The organism is Pseudorhodobacter sp. W20_MBD10_FR17 (genome assembly GCF_052119765.1).
Taxonomy (GTDB): domain Bacteria; phylum Pseudomonadota; class Alphaproteobacteria; order Rhodobacterales; family Rhodobacteraceae; genus Pseudorhodobacter.
In genome coordinates this window covers 1-20,723 of sequence record NZ_JBGQOQ010000005.1, presented here as the reverse complement: position 1 = coordinate 20,723, position 20,723 = coordinate 1, and the positions used below count along the sequence as shown (strand labels likewise).

Here is a 20,723-nt window from a genome sequence, read left to right as displayed (position 1 = left end):
CCACGCCTTATATGCAGGCGTCAAACAACGCGCGGGTATTTTCGCGCGTCATTTCAACGGGGTTGCCACCACAAGACGGGTCTTCCAACGCCATTTCGGTCAGCTCGTCCAGCCGTGCAGCCTCGACCCCCATCGCCGACAGGTTTTCAGGGATGCTCAGGCTTTCGCGCAAGCCCATCACGGCGGCGAGGAAGCCGTCAAACCCGCCTTTAATGCCCAAATACCGCGCGGCAGCTTCGATTTTATCCTCGATCGCGTGGCGGTTAAATTCAAGGACCATCGGCATGACAACCGCGTTTGTGGTACCGTGATGTGTGCCATAAACGGCGCCAACAGGGTGGCTGAGGCTGTGAATTGCGCCCAAGCCCTTTTGGAACGCGACGGCCCCCATTGCCGCCGCCGACATCATATGCGCGCGGGCATCCAAGTTGTTCGGATCGGCGTAAACCAGTGGCAGGTTTTCAAAAACCAAGCGCATACCTTCCAGCGCAATCCCTTGACCCATCGGGTGGTAATGCGGGCTGCAATAGGCCTCTAGGCAATGCGCGAGCGCGTCCATGCCGGTGCCTGCGGTGATGAATTTCGGCATACCCACGGTCAGGGCGGGGTCACAAATCACCACTTTCGCCATCAGGCCGGGGTGCCAGATGATCTTTTTCTTATGCGTGGCCGAGTTGGTCAGCACGCTCGCCGCACCCACTTCGGAGCCGGTTCCCGCAGTCGTTGGCACGGCAATCGTTGGGTAGATTTTGCTGGCATCGGCGCGGGTCCACCAATCGCCAACATCCTCCATATCCCACACTTGCAGGCTGTCGCGCTGGTCGGCCATCAGGGCAATCATCTTGCCCAAATCCAGTGCCGAACCGCCACCAAAGCCGATGATGCCGTCATGGCCAGCGGCCTTGAATGCAGCGATCCCTGCGGCGAGGTTCGCCTCATTCGGGTTGGCATCGACATCGGAAAACACCGCGCGGCCAAGGCCGCCTGCGTCCAGAATATCCAGTGCTTGTGCCGTAATCGGCAGGCTTGCCAGCGCGCGGTCGGTCACCAGCAGCGGCTTTTTGATGCCAACAGCTTTGCATTGATCGGCCAGTTCGGCAATGCGGCCTACGCCGAATTTGATGGCAGTCGGGTAGGACCAGTTACGATTGGGGACAGAGTGGCTCATTTCGTCACCTTTTTCAGATGGTAAGATTTCGGGCGGGTTACGGAATAGAACCCGAGGTAAGAGAGAGAGCCGCCACGGCCGGTGTCTTTGCAACCGGTCCAGCAGAGCGCGGGGTCTAGGTAATCGCAGCGGTTCATGAACACGGTGCCGGTTTCAATCTGCGCGCCGATTTCGGCGGCGGCCTCGGCATCACTTGTCCAAATCGAACATGTCAGGCCGTAGGGGCTGTCATTCATAAGGCTTATCGCCTCTTCATCGCCGGAAACTTTCATAATTCCAACAACGGGGCCAAAGCTTTCCTCGGTCATCACCCGCATCGAGTGATCGACATTCACAAGGATCTGCGGCGCCAAATAGGCCCCGCCATCATCGGCCGGAAACAGGGTGGGGTCGATCAATGGCGTGGCGCCTGCGGCCACAGCCTCGGCCACTTGGTCGCGAACCACAGCGGCAAAGCGTTTATTGGCCATCGGCCCGATCGTGCTGGCTGCGTCGAACGGGTTGCCCAGCGTCAGGCCCTTAACCCAAGCCACCGATTTTTCGATAAACGCATCATAGAGGCTTTCATGCACGTAAATCCGTTCAATCCCGCAGCAGCACTGGCCTGCGTTGAACATCGCGCCATCCATCAGACTATCAACCGCCGCATCCAGATCGGCATCGGCGCGCACATAGCCGGGGTCTTTGCCGCCCAGTTCCAGCCCGAGGCCGGTAAACGTGCCTGCCGCAGCCTTTTCCATCGCCACACCACCCCCGACCGAGCCGGTGAAGTTTACGAAGTTAAACGCGCGGGTCGCGATGAGATGTTCGGTCGTCGCATGGTCTAGTACTGCGTTTTGGAACACATCTTCCGGCACGCCTGCGGCATGGAATGCCTCAGCCAGACGTTCGCCCACCAACAGTGTTTGGCTGGCGTGTTTCAGCACAACTGTGTTGCCCGCGATCAGGGCAGGGGCCAAAGTGTTGATCGTGGTCAGATAAGGATAGTTCCACGGGGCGACGATAAACACCACGCCCACCGCCTCACGCGCCAGCATCCGTTTGAACGTGGCGCTGTCCTCAATCACTTCAGGGGCCAAGGTTTTCTCGGCGATATCAGACATATAGTTCGTGCGGTCATGCACGCCGCCAAACTCACCGCCATAGCGGGTGGGGCGGCCCATTTGCCACGCCAGTTCTTCGACCAATGTGTCCTTTACCTTATCCAGCTCGGCGACACCTGCCTTAACCAAGGCCACACGTTCGGCCAGCGGCCGCGCGGCCCAAGCTTTTTGCGCATGGCGGGCACGGGCCGCAGCGGCCACCGCCGCCTCTTGGGTCAGGGGCGTGCGGGTGGCGTAGGTGCTGCCATCCACGGGCGAAATAAGGGAAATATCTTTGGTCATCTTATCCTCATAAACAGGTCGGCCTTTGGGGCCATTTGGTCTGATTTCTGCGCCGTGCGGCAGGCTTTGGCAATGCCGAAACGGTCAGGCACGTTCCATCAAGCGAGACAGCTCAAAATCGGTAACAACGCGGTTATGCTCGGCCACTTCCCACATCGCGGCGTGGTGGTAATGGTTGATCACATCGTCGCCAAAAGCCGCGCGCAGCATGGTTGATTTGTGCATCCGGCCAGCGGCCTCATCCAAGGTGGCGGGCAGGCTACGGGCATTGGCGGCTTGGTACATGTCGCCGGTCAGTTCGGGTTCCAGCGGCAGCTTGCGCTCAATCCCGTCCAGCCCCGCCGCCAAGAGTGCGGCCATCGCCATATAGGGGTTCAAATCGGCGCCACCAATCCGGCATTCGACGCGCACGGCCTTAGTGCCTTCGCCGCAAACGCGGAAACCGGCGGTGCGGTTGTCGCGGCTCCACACGGCTTTGGTCGGTGCGAACATGCCCACGGTAAAGCGCTTGTAGCTGTTCACGTAGGGCGCGAGGAACGCGGTGATATCGCCGATATGTTCCAGCTGGCCGGCCAGAAAATGCTTCATTACTGTCGACATGCCATGTTCATCGGAACTGTCCTGAAACGCCGGTTTGCCATCTGTCCAAAACGACTGATGCACATGGCTGGAAGATCCCGCGCGATTATGGTCATATTTCGCCATGAACGTCACCGAATGGCCTTTGGCCCACGCGATTTCTTTGGTGGCCTGCTTGGTGATCACATGGTTGTCGGCTGTATCCAGCGCGTCGGAATAGCGGATGTTGATCTCTTCTTGGCCTGCGTCGGCCTCGCCCTTGGAACATTCCACAGGGATGCCCGCAGCATAAAGCCCGTTGCGCAAGGCCCGCATCACGGCCTCTTCCTTGGTGGTTTGGAACAGCTGGTAATCTTCATTATGCGGCGAGATTGGCTGCAAATCGCGGATTTGCCCCGTTTTCTGAAACCCATCGCGCAAGGAATTGTACGAGTTTTCAAACAGATAAAACTCCAACTCGGTCGCCATCATCGCGTCAAAGCGCAAGGCCTTGGCTCGCGCGATCTGTCGCTGCAACACGGCACGCGGAGAATGCGGCACAGGTTTGTGGCTGTGGTGGTCCAGCAAATCGCACAGCACCAGCGCCGTGCCCTCAAGCCATGGCACGACCCGCAACGTGGCCATATCGGCCTTCATCACATAGTCGCCATAGCCCGCCTGCCATGAGGTTGATTTATAGCCCTGAACCGTATTCATTTCGATATCAGTGGCGATCAGATAGTTGCAGCAATGGGTTTCCTGCCACGCGCTATCCAGAAAATTTTGCACATGAAAGCGTTTGCCGACCAAACGGCCCTGCATATCGACGGCCGCGACCAAAACGGTGTCAATCTCACCCTTTGTGGCAGCAGTTTTTAACGCATCTAAGGTCAAATTTCCCGGCATGTCGCATCCCCAATTGGTCCAAATCTAAAAGTTAGGCGGCAAGCCCAGCCCGCGCCCGTTGGGCATTACCTAACCAGTTGGTCAAAAAGCTAACGCGCCGCTAACAGCAACGCTAGCCCCAATGTGAGCAATCGTCGAAATTCAATCAATAACCGCGGGTGCGGTCGACCAAATGCACAAAAGACAGGCCAGACTCACCGCGTTTGATGTTTTCAACCACCACTCGCGCGGCCGATGTGGGGCGGGTTTCAGCGGCGACATGTGGGGTGACTGTTACGCGGGGGTGGGCCCAAAACGCATGGTCTGCGGGCAAAGGCTCAACGCGAAACACGTCCAAAGTCGCATGGCCAATCGCGCCAGAATCAAGGGCTGCCAAAAGGGCGAAATCGTCAATCAAATGCCCGCGCCCGGGGTTCAGTATTACGGCGCCGCGTGCGGGCCAGGCCAAGCTCTCGGCATTCAGAATATTTTCTGTCTCGGTCGTTTTGGGCAGCAACAGAACCACAATCTCGGCCCCCGTCAGCGCGGTTTGCAAACCTTGGGGGCCATGAAATGTTTCCAGCCCCGCAACCGCTTTGGTCGTCCGGCTCCACCCACGCACCTTAAACCCGATGCCTTGCAACGCCGCTGCACAGGCCTGACCCAAAGCGCCCAAACCCAGCACCGTCATCGCGCGCTCGGCGGCGATAGGCGGGCAGGTCGGGTCCCAAATATGGCTTGGGTTGATGATGTGGCGGTCCATGCCCAAATGGTGCCGTAAGCTGTGCCCCACAACCCACTCGACCATCCCTGCTGTCATGGCGGGGTCGACCATCCGGCACAAAGGCTGGGTCAGGGTTGGGTTGCCGACAATCCGTTCAACCCCGGCCCAGAGGTTTAAAACCGCCTTGCAGCGGGTGAAGGGGGTGAAATCCTGCACCTCACCACCCGGTGCAAAGACGATGTAATCAATTTGGCTGGGATCTGCACACTCCGCACTCAGGCTGGCCTGAATGCCTGCATCTTGCAGCGCCGCGCGCAGGGGGTCTTGATATTTTGGCCAAAGGGCCTGACCGGCGGCAAAGTAGATATTGATCATCGCGCACTTCCTTGGCCTGTTCCCAGCCCGATCATAGTATAGGTATTTAGGCCAAGATGAAATAGAACCGCTTGTGCTTCATCTTGGTCCAAATACCTAAACCCGACAGGCGCAACCCGTGCTGCTTTTGGTTAGCGAGGGCGATGGATATGCGCGCTTTGCACCAAGCCAAAGGCGGCAAGCAGCACCAGCATCGACGACCCGCCATATGAGACCAATGGCAGTGGCACGCCGACAACAGGGGCAAGCCCCATCACCATCAACATATTGATCGCAAAATAGAAAAAGAACGTGGCAGCAATGCCGAGTGTGACAAGGCTGGCGAAGCGGTCTTTGTTCTGAATGGCACTGGAGATGCAAAAGGCCAACACGAGGGCGTATAGCACCAGCAAGGAAAATGCACCGATGAAGCCGAATTCCTCGGCCAAGGTCGTAAAGATAAAGTCGGTGTGCTTTTCCGGCAGAAAGTTCAGCCGGCTTTGCGTGCCTTGCATAAACCCGCGCCCGGCCCAGCCGCCCGACCCAAGCGCGATTTTGGCTTGCGAGATGTGATAGCCTGCGCCCAAAGGGTCGCTTGACGGGTCCAGGAAGGTATCAATCCGGCGGTATTGGTAATCTTTCAACAGCTGCCAGTCGGTGCCGCGCGAGGTGAATACCGCTGCAACCGCCCCCCCCAGTATCGCCGCAACAGCGCCAAAATAATACCAACTGACGCCCGCACAAAACATCACCACCGCGCCGCCCATCATCAGCAACAATGCAGTGCCAAGGTCGGGCTGCACCAATACCAGCGCTGTAGGAACCAAAATCAGGATCACCGGAATCAACACCCAAATCGGACGCGAGGTTTTACGGATATCCAACCAGTCGTAATAGGCTGCCAGCAGCATAACCAAGGTGATTTTCGACAGCTCGGACGGTTGTAACCGCAAGGGTCCCAGCTCAATCCAGCGCTGTGCCCCCATCCCGACCGAGCCGAACAGCTCGACCGCGATCAGCAGCATCAAAGAGCCGGCATAGGCAAGGGCCGCCATGTTGCGCCAAAACCAGATCGGCACAAAGCCGACCATCAGCATCACGCCTACGCCTGCGACAAACCGTTTGATCTGTGGCTCGGCCCACACTTCCATGCGGCCGCCAGCCACCGAATACAGCATCAAGAACCCGACCGATGCGATTGCAGTCAGCAAGATGACCAAGGCCCAGTTCACATACAGGATTTTAGCAGCGCCCGTGGGAACCGTCTTGAGCCGGTATTCTAAAAAGCTCATGCGCGGGTGCTTTCGGGTAGATTGCCATCGGCATCACGCAAAACCAAGCCGCGTTGCTGGGTGTCGATCCGGTTGCGCTGGGACGCGGGGTAGGCCGACAGTGGCGGCAACCCATCGCTCATCGCGCGCAGCAATGCGTCGCGCACAATTGGCCCTGCGACGGTAGAGCCGCCGCCGCCGTGTTCCACCACCACCGCCGCCGCATAGCGTGGCGCATCAAACGGCGCAAAGCCGACGAACAGCGCATGGTCACGCCGGATCCACGGCAGGTTATTGTTGCTGATAACGCCGCTGGCGCGTTCGGCGGTGCTGATGTTGCGCACCTGACTGGTGCCCGACTTGCCCGCCATCCGCAGTGCTTTGTCTTCGATGCGGGCGGAATAGCCTGTGCCGCGCTGGCTGTTGCTGACCGCATACATGCCTTGCCGCACGGCGTTCAGCATACTGGCATCCAACCCAAGACTTGCGCCGGGGTCTTCGGGCTGTGCGACACCGCTGATGCTGTGAATAAGCCGCGGCGACACCGCCCGCCCGCTGGCAATCCGCGCCGTCATGACCGCCAGTTGCAAAGGCGAGGCCAAAACAAAGCCCTGCCCAATCGAGGCGTTCACGGTATCGCCAATCACCCATTCGCGCTTATACCGCTCTTGCTTCCACGCCTTATCCGGCATCAAACCATCGGTAATCGCCGACATCGGGATATCATGCCGCTCGCCCAGACCAAGTTTGCGGCCCATCTCGGCGATTTTGTCGATGCCGACCCGCATCGCGATGTCATAGAAAAACACATCGCAGCTTTCGGCCAAGGCGCGGTCAAGGCTTACCTTGCCATGCCCACCGCGCCGCCAGCAGTGAAACTTGCGCCCGCCAACATCATAATGGCCGGGGCAATTCACTGAGGTCGCGGTCGTGATCGACCCGGCCTCCAGCGCCGCCAGCGCCGTTACCATCTTAAAGGTTGAGCCGGGGGGGTAGGCCCCTGCCACCGATTTATTTGCCAAGGGGCGGTGGTCGTTTTCGGTCAACAGGTTGTAATCGGTATGCGAGATTCCGCGCACAAACAGGTTCGGGTCAAAGGATGGTGCCGAGGCAATCGCGAGAATGTCCCCGTTTTGCACATCCATAACCACGGCCGCTGCCGACTCGTCTCCAAGCCGCGCCTGCACAAAGTTCTGCACATCGGCGTCAATCGTCAGGCGAATATCGGCGCCGGCCACACCTTCTTGGCGCCCCAATTCGCGCATCACGCGGCCAACGGCATTCACCTCGACACGGCGGTTGCCAGCCTTGCCGCGCAAATCGTCTTCCATCCAGGTTTCCACCCCGATCTTGCCGATCTGAAACTTGGGTGTCTGCAGCAGCGGGTCGGGCTCATCCAGTCGGGCCAAATCGCGGTCACTTACGGGGCCAACATAGCCGATGATATGCGCAAAATCGAAATCGCGCGGGTAAATACGGCTAAGGCCCACCTCGGGCGACACGCCGGGCAGGGCAGGGGCGTTGATCGCTACCTTGGACACATCATCCCAGTTCAGGCGATCCGACACGATAATCGGCAAGGGGCTGCGCTTGCGCGCCTCTTTCAAGGCGCGCTCGAAATCCTCAGCCGAGATTGGCAAAATCCCCGACAACCGGTTCAAAACATCTTCGACATTGCCCGCATCATCGCGGCTGATGACCACGCGATAGTTCTGCTCATTCCCCGCCAAAATCTTGCCGTTGCGATCGTGGATCAACCCGCGCGCAGGCGGGATCAGCCGGATGGAAATGCGGTTATCCTCGGCCAGCAGGCGAAATTCTTCGGCTTGGTCAACCTGCATATGGCGCATCCGCGCGCCCAAAACGGCAATGACAGCCGCCATTGATCCGCCCAAAAACAACCCGCGCCGGGTGACTTTGGCGGCACTTTCGTCGGTGTCGCGGGCTGAACGTCTCATATCCGTCTCCCTTTCGCGTCAACTTCTCCGGCGCCGGGTTTGCGCAAACGCAACACAACGCGCATCCCCCAAACAACCGCAGGGTACATTAAAACAGACCCGATTGTCTGGGCAAAAGCAAAGCCAAACCCCGGTTGGGCCAAAAACGCTATGGCAAAGGCAAGGCGGTAAGCCAAAAGCATTGCAACCATCACGCCCGAGATCAGCAACCATTCAGTAACAAACCCCAGCTCCCGTGTTAGCGCCGAACGTGCCCGCAAAAACTCGGTCGCCAACACGACAATCGCTGCCCAAAGCCCCGGTGGCCGCATCAAAACCATATCTTCGACCAAGACGACCAGCGCGATTAACCAAGTTGGCAATTGGTCTGGGCGCTGTGTCACCCATGCCAGCATCAGGCACAGCAAGAAATCGGGCCGTGGCCAATCGCCCGCAATGCTGCCCAAGGGCAGCAGGCGCAAAAACAGCAGCACCAGCGCAATCGCGACAAAGCCTGCGCGGTACAGCCAAACGCTGTGTCGAGCCCCGGATAACATTACTGCCCCACCGGCGTGGGTGCTTCGGTTTGCACCGATGGCGCTTGTGATGCGGGCAGGGCAATTAGGCTGCCTGCATCGGTAATCGGCTCTTGTGCGTGGCTGCGCAACACGCGCAAAAATTCCAGCCGTTCATAGTCGGCGGACAAGGTCACGCGCAGGCGGCGGTCCGTGCCTTGGACCGCAGTTCCGACCAACAGCCCCGCCGGAAACACCCCGCCATCGCCCGAGGTCACAACCTGATCGCCGGGGCGCACAAGGTCTGGCTTTTCGACAAAGTCCAGCGGCGGGCGGGCGGTATTATCGCCCGACAGCAAGCCGCGCTGACCCGAAGGCTGCACCGTCACCGGAATGCGGCTGTTGCTGTCGGTCAGCAAAATCACCCGTGCGGTGCGTTGGCCCACGCCCGAAATACGCCCAACCAGCCCGATGCCATCCATTGTGGCCCAGCCATCCTGAATGCCATCGCGCGCGCCCACATTCAGCAAAACCGATTGCCTAAACGGGCTGCCGCTGTCGGCCATCACAACGCCGGTCACATGGGTCAGCTTGGGGTCTAGCCGCACTTGGTTCAGGTCCATCAGCCGCGCGTTCTTTTGCTCTAGCTGCAACGCCGCTTCTTTCCAGGCCTTCATCTGCTGCAACTCGCGCCGCAGTTCTTGGTTCTGATCATAGAGGTTTGCGTAGGATTGAAAGCTGTTGAACATATCAACGCTTTTGGTCACCGGTACCAAAGCCCATTCAAAACTTGGGACAAAGGTATCGACCAGCGCGGTGCGAAACCTCTCAACCCGTGGGCTGTCGATGCGCCACAGCAAAAACAATGCAAGCAGCGCAAACACCAGCACCCCCACCAAAATGCGGCGCAGGGGGCGGGTGTATTCATCGGGTGATGTGCGGTTCTTTGCCACCACAGCCTCGCGTCAAAGGGCGGGCCGCAGCGTGGCCCAGTGCTATGTATTCCGTTTGGTCTTAGCTTTCATAATCAATGACATGCCGAAGTTGCTTTTCGTACTCCAGCGCCTTGCCAGTGCCAAGGGCCACGCAGTTCAAAGATTCGTTAGCGACCGAGATCGACAGGCCGGTTTGCTCTCGCAGGGCCAAGTCCAGATCGCCCAACAACGCGCCGCCACCTGTTAGCATTACGCCACGGTCCACAATATCCGCCGCCAAATCGGGCGGAGTTGCTTCTAGCGCCTGCATCACCGCATCGCAGATTTGCTGCACCGGTTCGGCCAAAGCCTCTGCCACTTGCGCCTGATTGATTTCGGTTTCTTTCGGCACACCGTTCAGCAGGTCACGCCCGCGAATGGTCATCGAGGCGCCGCGCCCATCGTCTGGCATCCGCGCTGTGCCGATGCTGGTTTTAATCCGCTCGGCTGTGGATTCGCCGATCAACAGGTTCTGATGGCGGCGCAGATAACTGACAATCGCCTCATCCATCCGGTCACCACCCACCCGAACCGAGCGCGCGTACACAATATCGCCCAGCGACAAAACCGCCACTTCGGTCGTACCACCACCGATATCAACCACCATGTTGCCGGTGGGATCGGTGATCGGCATCCCTGCGCCAATCGCCGCTGCAATCGGTTCGGCAATCAGGCCCGCACGTCGCGCGCCAGCCGACAGTACCGACTGCCGGATCGCCCGCTTTTCAACGGGGGTAGCACCATGCGGCACACAAACGATGATCTTTGGTTTGCTAAAGGTGGTCCGCTTATGCACTTTGCGGATGAAATGTTTAATCATCTCTTCCGCTGTGTCAAAATCGGCGATCACCCCGTCGCGCATCGGGCGAATGGCCTCAATGCTGCCCGGTGTGCGCCCCAGCATCAGCTTGGCATCTTCACCCACGGCCAGAACCTGCTTTTTGCCGTCCTTAACGTGATAGGCCACCACCGAAGGCTCGTTCAGCACAATGCCTTTGCCGCGCACATAGATAAGCGTGTTCGCCGTGCCAAGGTCGATCGCCATGTCAGACGAGAACAGACCCGAAAAAAACCACATGCTGAAGCAATCCTTTTAGTAAACCGAAAAACCCCACGACTCAGTGTTCTGAGGCAGGCGCCTTCTTATAGGAAGCCACGCTAACAAGGGAAAGAGCCATGCAAAGCGCAATGCGCGTCTTCCCGCCACTTGGCCCCAATCAGCGCATGGCCGGAAAATCGATAAAGTTGCAATACTGCAAATAGCTCCGCTAAAACACCCATTGGCGGCGCAATTTACGCCGCCAATGTTTGATTTGTGCAATTTTAACAAAACACGAAAAATTGTGCTCAGGATTGGTCGCGGTAACTGATCCCTTTGGTGTCATAGCCCATTTCGGCCTTTTCGCGCCGTACGATCAGTCGGTTCAATGCGTTCACATAGGCCCGCACCGATGCCACAATCGTATCGGTATCGGCTGATTGGCCTGTGGAAATGTTGCCATCTTCCTCAAGTCGCACCGAAACCGTTGCCTGCGCATCTGTGCCTTCGGTCACGGCTTGCACCTGATACAGCTGCAACCGCGCCTTGTGGGGGTAGAGCATTTTCACGGCATTAAAGGCCGCATCGACAGGGCCGTCACCAGTGGCATCAATCGAATGATCCACGCCTTCAATCGACAGCGTAAGCTCGGCCTCTTGCGGGCCGTCTGTGCCACAGACCACACGCAAGCGTTTCACCTGCAACGTGTCATGCGCCGCTGCCGTGGCGCTGTCATGGATCAATGCGATCAGGTCGTCGTCGAACACTTCTTTCTTGCGATCGGCCAGCGCCTTGAACCGCACAAAGGCGTCGTTCAGCTGGTTGTCGGCCATATCATAGCCCAGATCTTTCAGCTTGGCCCGCAGCGCCGCGCGGCCCGAGTGTTTACCCAAAGGCAGCGACGTACCCGACAGGCCGACATCCTCGGGGCGCATCACCTCAAACGTCTCGCGGTTTTTCAGCATCCCGTCTTGGTGAATGCCGGATTCGTGCGCAAAGGCGTTCTTGCCAACGATGGCTTTGTTAAACTGCACGGCAAAGCCGGAAACCGTGGCCACACGGCGGCTGATCGCCATGATTTTGGTGGTGTCGATGTCGGTTTGGTAAGGCATGATATCATTGCGCACCTTCAGCGCCATCACAACCTCTTCCAGCGCGGTATTGCCCGCGCGTTCGCCCAAGCCGTTAATGGTGCATTCAATTTGTCGCGCGCCCGCCTCAACCGCGGCCAGCGAGTTGGCGGTCGCCATGCCCAGATCATTGTGGCAATGGGTGGCAAAGATTATGTTGTCCGCCCCCGGCACGCGTTCCAGCAACATGCGGATCAATGCGGCACTTTCGCGCGGGGCGGTATAGCCAACGGTGTCGGGGATGTTAATCGTCGTCGCCCCCGCCTTGATCGCAATTTCCACGGTGCGGCACAGATAGTCATGCTCGGTCCGCGTGGCATCCATCGGCGACCATTGCACGTTGTCGCACAGGTTGCGCGCGTGGGTCACGGTTTCGTGGATACGCTCGGCCATTTGGTCCATGGTCAGGTTCGGAATAGCGCGGTGCAGCGGCGAGGTGCCGATAAACGTATGAATACGCGGACGTTTGGCGTGTTTCACGGCCTCCCAGCAGCGGTCGATATCTTTGAAGTTCGCCCGCGCCAAACCGCAAATCTGCGCCGTTTTTGCCAGCCGTGCAATTTCCGACACCGCCGCGAAATCGCCTTCCGAGGCAATCGGAAAACCGGCCTCGATAATATCGACGCCCATTTCGTCCAGACTGGCAGCGATCTCCAGCTTTTCGTCATGTGTCATCGTTGCACCAGGGCTTTGCTCGCCATCGCGCAGGGTGGTGTCAAAAATCAGAACACGGGGTTGCGTGCTTTTATCAGTCATTTGAAAATCTCTCAAAAAGTTCCGTTAGCCTTTGCGTTTCGGGCGCTTGTCATCTCTGAGCGGTCGCACCCGAAGGCACGCTCAGCGAAGGCTAAGGAGGAGAAGCGCACAGGAAATCAGGGCGCAATGCGCCACAGAGGTCGTGGATATGATCGTTTCCTGTACCATGCTGGCGACTATACCCAAGCTTTTGTGAATGGAAACCCCAAAATTGGGCAGGCCGTGCGTTTTCATCTGGTCGGGCTTGCGCTGCGCCCTAGCTGTGCTGTGTGGTTTGGCAACGCGAAAGGGGCAATGATGACAAAAGCATTGATTGTAGGGGCTTCGGGGGGAATTGGCGCCGCGATTGCTGACGCGCTTGAGGTCGCTGGCCAGCAGGTCACACGCCTGTCGCGCCGCACGCACGGTCTGGACATCACAGATGAGGCAATCGTCGCGGCCTGCATGGCCCAATTGCAAGGCCCGTTCGATACGGTTTTCATTGCCACGGGTGCGTTGGAAATCGGTCCGCATCTGCCAGAAAAATCCTTGCGATCCGTTACCGCCGAAGGGCTGTTGGCGCAGTTTCAAACCAACGCCATAGGGCCGGTTTTGGTGCTTAAGCATCTTATACAGCATTTGCCGCGCGATTTGCCTGCGCGTGTGGGCGTTTTGTCGGCGCGGGTTGGGTCTATCGGCGATAACGGTTTGGGGGGCTGGCATTCTTACCGCACGGCCAAGGCGGCGTTGAACCAGCTGGTCCACACCGCCGCCATTGAATTGGCCCGCAGTCACAAACAGGCCGTTCTGGCCTTGCTGCACCCCGGCACAGTGGCCACCGATTTCACCGTCAAATATGCGGGCCACCACCCGACCGTGCCACCGCATGAGGCCGCGCAAAACCTGATGTCGGTGCTGGGTTCTCTTGGCCCTGCGGAAACTGGCGGGTTTTATGATTGGGCGGGGCAGCGCGTGCCGTGGTAGGCTGCCGCGCTTAATTCCCCGCAGGTGCAGCCGCTTCACTGGCCTGTGCAGGGCCGGTCAAAATGCCATTCGTCCACTCGCCCGCCGTTTCTTGGCCGGTGCTGTATTTCAAAACGCCTTGCCCTTGGCGTTTGCCGGCAACAAAGGCCCCGGCATAAGTATCGCCGTTGGGATAGGTCGCAAAGCCCAAACCCTCGATCATGCCTGCCTTCCAATCGCCCTCATATTCAAAGCCGTCAGCCATGATGACCTTGCCTTTGCCGTTGCGCGCGCCTGCCGTAAAGCTGCCGGTATAGACGCTACCGTCAGGATAGGTTGCCACGCCCTCGCCATCGCGCAAACCGGCCTTCCAGTTGCCTTCATAACGATAGCCGTCGGGGTAGCTCATTACACCTTGGCCCTGATACTGCGCAGCCGCAAAATCGCCCTCATATACCTGCCCGTTGGCATAGGTCACGCGGCCATTGCCCTCAATCACGCCCGCAACCCAAGCGCCGTTATAGGTAGAGCCGTCGGGATATGTCAGCTTGCCGATGCCATCGGGCAGGTCGTTTTTAAAACGGCCGGTATAAACCCCGCCATCCGGGTAGGTGACAGTGCCGTTGCCCTCAATAATGCCGTCCCGCCAGTCGCCATCATAGGTGTAGCCGTCGGGGCCGTGAAAAACGCCCTTGCCCTGCCGCTGATCGGCAGCAAAATCGCCTTCATAGCGGTCGCCATTGGCGTATGTCATGCTGCCTTTGCCAACCCGTTGGCCATTGGTAAAGTTGCCCTCATAGATGTCGCCATTCGGTTGGGTCAGCTTGCCGGTGCCGTTGATCTGGCCGTCTCTCCATTCACCGGAATAGACCAGCCCGTCTGGCATCGTCAAAACGCCAAGCCCTTGGCGCGCGCCTTGCACGAGATCACCGTCATAGGTCGTGCCATCCGGATAGGTGACCTTGCCGCGCCCTTGCTTTTCGCCCGTGACCCAATCACCCTCATATCGGTAGCCGGTCGCATCCTCTAACACGCCCTTGCCATTATGCACGGCATTGACGAATGCGCCGGTATAAACCGACCCATCGGCATAGCGCGCTACGCCGTTGCCGGTCATGCTGCCTGCTGTCCAGTCGCCTTCATAGGTGCCACCATCGGGATAGGTGATCTTGCCACGACCTTCGGGTTTGCCCGCGATAAAGCCGCCCTCATAGATGGAGCCGTTCGGAAAATGCGCCACCCCGTTGCCGCGAATTTCACCGGATACCCATTCGCCGGTATAGGTATAGCCATTGGGCAAAGTATAGGTGCCGGTGCCATGCTGACGGCCATCCTTAAAGGTGCCCTCATAAACAGATCCGTCATCGTATTGTTTGCTGATGACGCTGTCTTGGGCAAGGCTGGGGGTGGCAAGCATGGCTGCAACGATGGCCAATTCCAAAACTGTCTTGCGCATGATGCAGTCCTTTTTCCGGCGGCCCCATGTTTCAGTGGCCTTGTTGCCCAAAGCCTAGCCTTCTGCCCACGCCCTGACAAGTTGCCAAACCAAGCCATAGGCATAGATCCCCTTTCCCTCGCGCATCAGTCTGCTAAACCTATGGCGGACAGAGGATAAGGGACCGCGCATGGCCAACACTTTTCGCCTGACTTTGGCACAGCTAAATCCAACCGTTGGCGCGCTCGCCGCAAATGCCGATGCTGCGCGGCAGGCGTGGCAGGTGGGGCGTGATGCGGGGGCGCAAATGGTCGCATTGCCCGAGATGTTTATCACCGGCTACCAAATCCAAGATCTGGTGCAGCGCCCGCGCTTTATCGACGATTGCATTGCCGCGATTGAAGGGCTGGCCCTTGCCTGTGCCGATGGGCCTGCGCTGGGCATCGGTGGGCCGATTTTTCAGGCGGGGCGGCTGTATAACGCTTATTTCATTCTGCAAGATGGTAAGATTTCGGCAACCGTGCTGAAACACCACCTGCCCAATGACAGTGTTTTTGATGAAAAGCGGCTGTATTCCTCGGCCGATGTGAATGGCCCGTATCGTGTGGGGCCGCTGCGTATTGGCTCGCCTATTTGCGAAGATAGTTGGTATGCCGATGTTGCCGAAACTCTTGCGGAATCGGGGGCCGAGATTTTATTGGTGCCAAATGGCTCGCCCTATTACCGCGAGAAACTGGCGGTGCGGCAAAACATTATGGTCGCCCGTGTGGTGGAAACGGGCTTGCCGCTGGTCTATCTGAACATGGTCGGCGGGCAGGATGATCAGGTGTTTGATGGCGCGTCTTTTGTGCTGAACCCCGGTGGCAAGCTGGCGGTGCAGATGCCCGCGTTCGAGTCCGCGATCACCCATGTTGATTTTGTGGAAACCCCCGAGGGCTGGCGCGCCGAGCAAGGCGAACGGGTAAAGCAGCCCGACGCGTGGGAGGCAGATTATCACGCGATGGTGCTGTCTTTGCGCGACTATCTGGGCAAGACGGGGTTCAAGCGCGTGCTACTGGGCATGTCAGGGGGCATCGATTCGGCAATTGTCGCCACCATCGCCGCCGATGCGATCGGGCCCGAAAATGTGCGCTGTGTGATGCTGCCATCGGAATATACGTCACCGTCCAGCCTTGAGGACGCCAAAGATTGCGCCACCCGTTTGGGCTGTGCCTATGATTTTGTGCCGATTGCCGAAGGGCGCGATGCGATCACCAACACGCTTGCGCCGCTGTTCGCAGGGCGCGCGGCTGACCTGACCGAGGAAAACATCCAGTCACGTTTGCGCGGGCTGTTGCTGATGGCGATGTCGAATAAGTTTGGTGAAATGCTGCTGACCACGGGCAATAAATCCGAGGTGGCCGTGGGCTATTGCACGATTTATGGCGATATGGCGGGCGGCTATAACCCGATCAAAGACCTCTATAAAACCCGCGTGTTTGAAACCTGCCGCTGGCGCAATGCCAATCACCGCGATTGGATGATGGGCGTGGCGGGTGAGGTGATCCCCCCACGGATTATCGACAAGCCGCCTTCGGCCGAGCTGCGCCCTGACCAAAAAGACGAAGACAGTCTGCCGCCATACCCCGTGCTGGATGCTATTCTAGAAGGGCTGGTGGATAATGACGTGTCCGTCAGTGATTTGGTGGCTGCGGGCTATGATCGTGACACCGTGAAAAAGGTGGAGAAGCTGGTTTATCTATCTGAATATAAACGCTTTCAAGCGGCCCCCGGTACACGGCTAACGCGCCGCGCCTTTTGGCTGGATCGGCGCTATCCGATTGTGAACCGCTGGCGGGATGAAAGCTAAAGTCTTTCGCGGCAAACCTTGCTTTAGCACGGTGTTGCTGGGCATTGCCCCAGCAATGCGACCACATCTTCGGCGCGACACAGCGCAGTTGCAGGCGTCATCACCGCAGCCGAGGCCGCAGCGACGCCATGAACAAGCGCCTCGGCGTCGGTTTTCCCCTGCGCCAGTGCCAGCACAAACCCCGCGACAAAGCTGTCGCCCGCGCCGATTTTGCTGACCACCGGCACTTTGGCCGCAGCACAAAACCAACGCTCGGTCGGGGTGGCCATGACCGATCCTTCGGCCCCGCGCGCGATGACAACGCGTTTTGCCACCCCGCGCCGCGCCAAGGTTTGGGCGAAATCGGCGCTGTCTTGGCGGTGGGTCAACGCGGTCTTTGCCACAGCATCCGCCTCTTCGCCGTCCATGCGCAGTACGTCAAGCTTGGCATGTCCTGTGTGCGCAACTGCCATCAAAGGCCCACCCGATGTATCCGCGACCAAGCGTGCTGTTTGGGGCAGCGCAGCCGACAGCTGTGCGATGAAATCATCCGGAAAACCGGGGGGCTGGCTGCCGCTATAGACGATATACCCCGTCTTTGGCGCCGCCGAAACGATTGCCTGCAATGCCGTGCTGACCTGTGTTTGCGACCATATCGGGCCGGGCAACACAAAGCGGTATTGCTCACTGCTGGCTTGGTCCGTTACCGAAAAGCTAAGCCGTGTTTCGCCCGGCGATTGCAGTCGAGACAGGACAATGCCTTGCGCGGCCAGCAACTCGGCCAGTTGTTCGCCTATAGCCCCGCCTAGCGCCACAAAGGCCGTGGTGTGCCCGCCCAGTGTTGCAATCGCGCGGCTGATGTTTATGCCGCCGCCGCCGGGGTCATATCTTGGGGGGGCACAGCGCAGCTTTATCTCGGGTCGCACCGCATCAACACCGGTACTTATATCAAGCGCAGGGTTCAAGGTTGCGGTCATAATGGGAAGCTGTGTATCGCCCATGCATTGCCCCTGTGTCTAACAAACTGTCTGTGAAATCAAAGACTCACAGGCAGGATGCCAGAATACGGCTTTGCTTGCAACGCATGGGCGAATTGAAACGCGGGTGTAAGGTGCTCCGGTTTCGGGTTAATGCTGGCTTACAGCATCATCTGATAGCTGCTTGGCACATAACGGAAGCCTTCGTCGCGGGTTTCGACATAGCCCAGCGCGGGGAAGGGCATGTGATAGCCGATAAACGGAGTGCGGTCAGCCGCCAGCATCCCCAGTGTTTTGCGGCGCGAGGCTGCGGCGGCGGTTTTGTCCATGTCAAAGCGTACTTCCCAATCGGGATAGGCCAGCGACCAGACATAGTGGTTCGCCAGATCGACGATCAGCATCAACTGCGCGCCGTCACTGTCGAGCATAAAGCCCATATGGCCCGGCGTGTGGCCATAGGTTGCCATAGCGGTAATGCCGCCTGTCACCGCGCCGCCATCGTCCAAAAAGCTGATCTTGTCGTTCAAAGGCCGCACGTTTTTGTCAAAGCCTTCGTTGCCAGCAGCCATCCAGTGGTTATGCTCAACCGCGCCGGTCACATATTTGGCGTTGGCAAAGGTTGGCGTGCCTTCGTTCATCAAACCGCCGATATGGTCGCCGTGCATGTGGGTGATGACAACCGTGTCGATCTGGTCGGGCGTGTAACCTGCCGCTGCCAAAGCGCCGGTGATGCCTTCGGCGTTCAAGCCGGTATCAAACAGAACCAGCTCGGACCCGGTGTTCACAACGGTGGGTGTGAAAAAGAATTGCGCTTTGTCGGTGGGGATGAACGCCGCCTTTGACACGGCTTCGAATTCTGCCGGATCGGCGTTCAGGCCGAAAATCTCGGTCGGTTTTTCAACGGTGCGGGTGCCGGCCAACAGCGATGTTACCTCAAACCCGCCCAGTTTGATGCGGTTGAATTGGTGGACAGAGGCGCCTTTCATCTCTGCGCTGGCATGGGCCATGCCCGAAAGTGCAGGCGTAAAGGGCAGGGCGGCTGCACCCAAAAGGGCGTGGCGGCGGGAAAGCATAGGTGTCTTCATCCGGTTTCTCCAAGTTGTGTGGTTTTCAATGTAAGGCGCTGTGACAATCTGTCTAGGTTAGCGGGGAATGAATTTGGCTTTCTCGCCCCGCTTTCAGGCCGCGATATGGACAAACGCAAGGCTATGTGACAGATCAGCGGGGATCAGGAGAGCCATAATATGACCACGCGTCCCACTATTACACGTTTCGCCCCGTCGCCGACCGGATTTATCCACGTTGGCAACCTTCGCACGGCTTTGATGAACTGGATGATCGCCCGTAAATCGGGTGGCACGTTCATCTTGCGTCTGGATGACACCGATCAAGAACGCTCTAAGCAGGAATATGCTGACGGGTTGATGGAAGATCTGGAATGGCTGGGCCTGACATGGGACCGCGTTGAAAAGCAATCCTTGCGGATCGAGCGTTACCGCGAAGCTGCCGAAGAGTTGAAAGCCGCAGGTCGGTTTTACGAGTGCTTCGAGTCGCCCACCGATCTGGACCTGAAGCGCAAGAAATTGCTGAACATGCACAAGCCGCCGGTCTATGACCGCGCCTCGATGCACCTGTCGGACGCCGAGAAAGACGCGCTGCGCGAAACCAACCCCGGTTACTGGCGGTTCAAGCTGGACCTAGAGCGGATTGAATGGCCAGACGGCATTTTGGGGCCGGTGTCGATTGATGCCTGTTCGGTGTCTGACCCGGTTTTGATCCGCGCGGATGGGCAGGTTTTGTATACTTTTGCATCCTCGGTTGATGATATCGATATGGGTGTTACCTTTATCGTACGCGGCGCCGATCACGTTACCAACACAGCAACGCAGATTCAGATTATGCGGGCGATGGGCGGCACGGCCCCCGATTTCGCCCACCATTCGCTGCTGACCGGCCCGCAGGGCGAGGCGCTGTCAAAACGCCTTGGCACGCTGTCGCTGCGCGATTTGCGGGCGCAGGGTGTGGAACCGCTGGCCTTGCTGTCATTGATGGCGCGCTTGGGGTCGTCGAAACCGATTGAGATGGCAGGCAGCCATCAGGAATTGATGGACGGGTTCGATATCGGCAGCTTTGGCGCCGCACCGACCAAGTTTGACAAAGAAGACCTGTTCCCGCTAACCCGTTCATATGTTCAAGGCCTGCCATTTGATGCGGTTGCCGAACGCATCGCAGCACTTGGCGTACCTGAAGAGTTGCGTGAGGGGTTCTGGCGCGTGGCCAAAGAAAACATCACGGTTTTGAACGACCTTGAAGGCTGGTGGACGTTGTTCCGTGACGGGGCAGAGCCGCTGATCGATGACGAGGACCGTGAGTTTATTGCACAAGCCGTTGGCATGTTGCCTGAAATGCCGTTCGGGCCGGACACGTGGAAAGACTGGACTACGGCGGTAAAAGAAGCGACGGGCCGTAAAGGCAAAGGGCTTTTCATGCCGCTGCGCAAGGCGCTGACGGGCCAAGCCCACGGGCCGGAAATGGCCGAAGTGATGCCTTTGTTGCAGGTTATCCGCGCCAAGGGATAAGTCAGATAAACGCGCGGTTCACACCTGTGGATCACGCGCTTTTTGATTGGATAGGGCGCGGGGCATTCAGGGTGTTGCGAGACATTTGAGCCTGATGCGCCGCGCTTGTCTAACATCAAAGCCTGCCGCCAGAGCTTGTGCATAGGCCTAAATCATCCAGACGTGATTGGTCGTGTGCCAAGATTTCTGCTAGGGCCTGTGGACAATCAGGATTCCCATTGGGTTTGATTTCTGATTCAAACTTCCCAAATGGAGGTTTGAATGAA

At 58.4% G+C, this 20,723-nt stretch carries 16 protein-coding genes; 3 read left to right on the top strand and 13 right to left on the bottom strand.

Annotated features, from left to right (window positions below; all coding sequences use genetic code 11):
- Positions 1 to 7 precede the first annotated feature (7 nt).
- The 10 genes from ACEN2J_RS04690 to ACEN2J_RS04645 all read right to left on the bottom strand — a co-directional run bounded on the left by ACEN2J_RS04690 (position 8) and on the right by ACEN2J_RS04645 (position 12,696).
- Positions 8 to 1,168 carry an iron-containing alcohol dehydrogenase gene (locus tag ACEN2J_RS04690; RefSeq protein WP_442103700.1) on the bottom strand — a complete coding sequence of 387 codons (1,161 nt, stop codon included), beginning with the start codon at positions 1,166 to 1,168 and terminating at the stop codon, positions 8 to 10.
- Positions 1,165 to 2,553, bottom strand: a complete 1,389-nt coding sequence (locus tag ACEN2J_RS04685) for an aldehyde dehydrogenase family protein (RefSeq protein ID WP_442103698.1) — start codon at positions 2,551 to 2,553, stop codon at positions 1,165 to 1,167. Before ACEN2J_RS04685 ends, ACEN2J_RS04690 begins: the two co-directional genes overlap by 4 nt.
- Positions 2,554 to 2,637: 84 nt before the next feature.
- A complete protein-coding gene (locus ACEN2J_RS04680) occupies positions 2,638 to 4,017 on the bottom strand; it encodes a glutamine synthetase family protein (RefSeq protein WP_442103697.1) in 1,380 nt (459 codons plus the stop codon).
- A gap of 145 nt (positions 4,018 to 4,162) precedes the next feature.
- Positions 4,163 to 5,095, bottom strand: a complete 933-nt coding sequence (locus ACEN2J_RS04675; protein WP_442103696.1) for a 2-hydroxyacid dehydrogenase — start codon at positions 5,093 to 5,095, stop codon at positions 4,163 to 4,165.
- Positions 5,096 to 5,226: 131 nt separating this feature from the next.
- Positions 5,227 to 6,366 (bottom strand): rod shape-determining protein RodA, encoded by a 1,140-nt coding sequence (rodA, locus tag ACEN2J_RS04670; protein WP_442103695.1) that lies wholly within the window; start codon positions 6,364 to 6,366, stop codon positions 5,227 to 5,229.
- Entirely contained in the window at positions 6,363 to 8,303 is a 1,941-nt protein-coding gene (gene mrdA, locus ACEN2J_RS04665; RefSeq protein WP_442103694.1) for a penicillin-binding protein 2, read from the bottom strand. Before mrdA ends, rodA begins: the two co-directional genes overlap by 4 nt.
- Positions 8,300 to 8,839, bottom strand: a complete 540-nt coding sequence (locus ACEN2J_RS04660) for a rod shape-determining protein MreD (RefSeq protein ID WP_442103693.1) — start codon at positions 8,837 to 8,839, stop codon at positions 8,300 to 8,302. Before ACEN2J_RS04660 ends, mrdA begins: the two co-directional genes overlap by 4 nt.
- On the bottom strand, positions 8,839 to 9,750 hold the full coding sequence (gene mreC, locus ACEN2J_RS04655) for a rod shape-determining protein MreC (protein ID WP_442103692.1): 912 nt from the start codon (positions 9,748 to 9,750) through the stop codon (positions 8,839 to 8,841). Before mreC ends, ACEN2J_RS04660 begins: the two co-directional genes overlap by 1 nt.
- Before the next feature lie 61 nt (positions 9,751 to 9,811).
- A complete protein-coding gene (locus ACEN2J_RS04650) occupies positions 9,812 to 10,849 on the bottom strand; it encodes a rod shape-determining protein (protein ID WP_442103690.1) in 1,038 nt (345 codons plus the stop codon).
- Between the two features lie 269 nt (positions 10,850 to 11,118).
- The gene (locus ACEN2J_RS04645; RefSeq protein WP_442103689.1) at positions 11,119 to 12,696 is read right to left on the bottom strand and encodes a 2-isopropylmalate synthase; all 1,578 of its coding nucleotides are present in this window, start codon (positions 12,694 to 12,696) and stop codon (positions 11,119 to 11,121) included.
- Positions 12,697 to 12,993: 297 nt separating this feature from the next.
- Here ACEN2J_RS04645 and ACEN2J_RS04640 point away from each other — a divergent pair, with 297 nt between their 5' ends.
- Positions 12,994 to 13,659 (top strand): SDR family NAD(P)-dependent oxidoreductase, encoded by a 666-nt coding sequence (locus ACEN2J_RS04640; RefSeq protein ID WP_442103688.1) that lies wholly within the window; start codon positions 12,994 to 12,996, stop codon positions 13,657 to 13,659.
- Between the two features lie 10 nt (positions 13,660 to 13,669).
- Here the strand turns inward: ACEN2J_RS04640 and ACEN2J_RS04635 are convergent, their stop codons facing one another.
- Complete coding sequence (locus tag ACEN2J_RS04635; protein WP_442103686.1) at positions 13,670 to 15,094, bottom strand: 2-isopropylmalate synthase; 1,425 nt, start codon at positions 15,092 to 15,094, stop codon at positions 13,670 to 13,672.
- A 169-nt stretch (positions 15,095 to 15,263) separates the two neighbouring features.
- Between ACEN2J_RS04635 and ACEN2J_RS04630 the strand changes: the two genes are divergently transcribed.
- Positions 15,264 to 16,922 carry an NAD+ synthase gene (locus tag ACEN2J_RS04630; RefSeq protein WP_442103685.1) on the top strand — a complete coding sequence of 553 codons (1,659 nt, stop codon included), beginning with the start codon at positions 15,264 to 15,266 and terminating at the stop codon, positions 16,920 to 16,922.
- A gap of 23 nt (positions 16,923 to 16,945) precedes the next feature.
- Here the strand turns inward: ACEN2J_RS04630 and ACEN2J_RS04625 are convergent, their stop codons facing one another.
- Both ACEN2J_RS04625 and ACEN2J_RS04620 read right to left on the bottom strand, forming a co-directional pair.
- Positions 16,946 to 17,902 carry a 1-phosphofructokinase family hexose kinase gene (locus ACEN2J_RS04625; RefSeq protein ID WP_442103683.1) on the bottom strand — a complete coding sequence of 319 codons (957 nt, stop codon included), beginning with the start codon at positions 17,900 to 17,902 and terminating at the stop codon, positions 16,946 to 16,948.
- A gap of 137 nt (positions 17,903 to 18,039) precedes the next feature.
- Positions 18,040 to 18,963 carry an MBL fold metallo-hydrolase gene (locus ACEN2J_RS04620; protein WP_442103681.1) on the bottom strand — a complete coding sequence of 308 codons (924 nt, stop codon included), beginning with the start codon at positions 18,961 to 18,963 and terminating at the stop codon, positions 18,040 to 18,042.
- Between the two features lie 159 nt (positions 18,964 to 19,122).
- On the opposite strand from ACEN2J_RS04620, the gene gltX reads away from it, so the two are divergent.
- Positions 19,123 to 20,457 (top strand): glutamate--tRNA ligase, encoded by a 1,335-nt coding sequence (gltX, locus tag ACEN2J_RS04615; RefSeq protein WP_442103679.1) that lies wholly within the window; start codon positions 19,123 to 19,125, stop codon positions 20,455 to 20,457.
- The last annotated feature ends 266 nt before the right edge of the window (positions 20,458 to 20,723 follow it).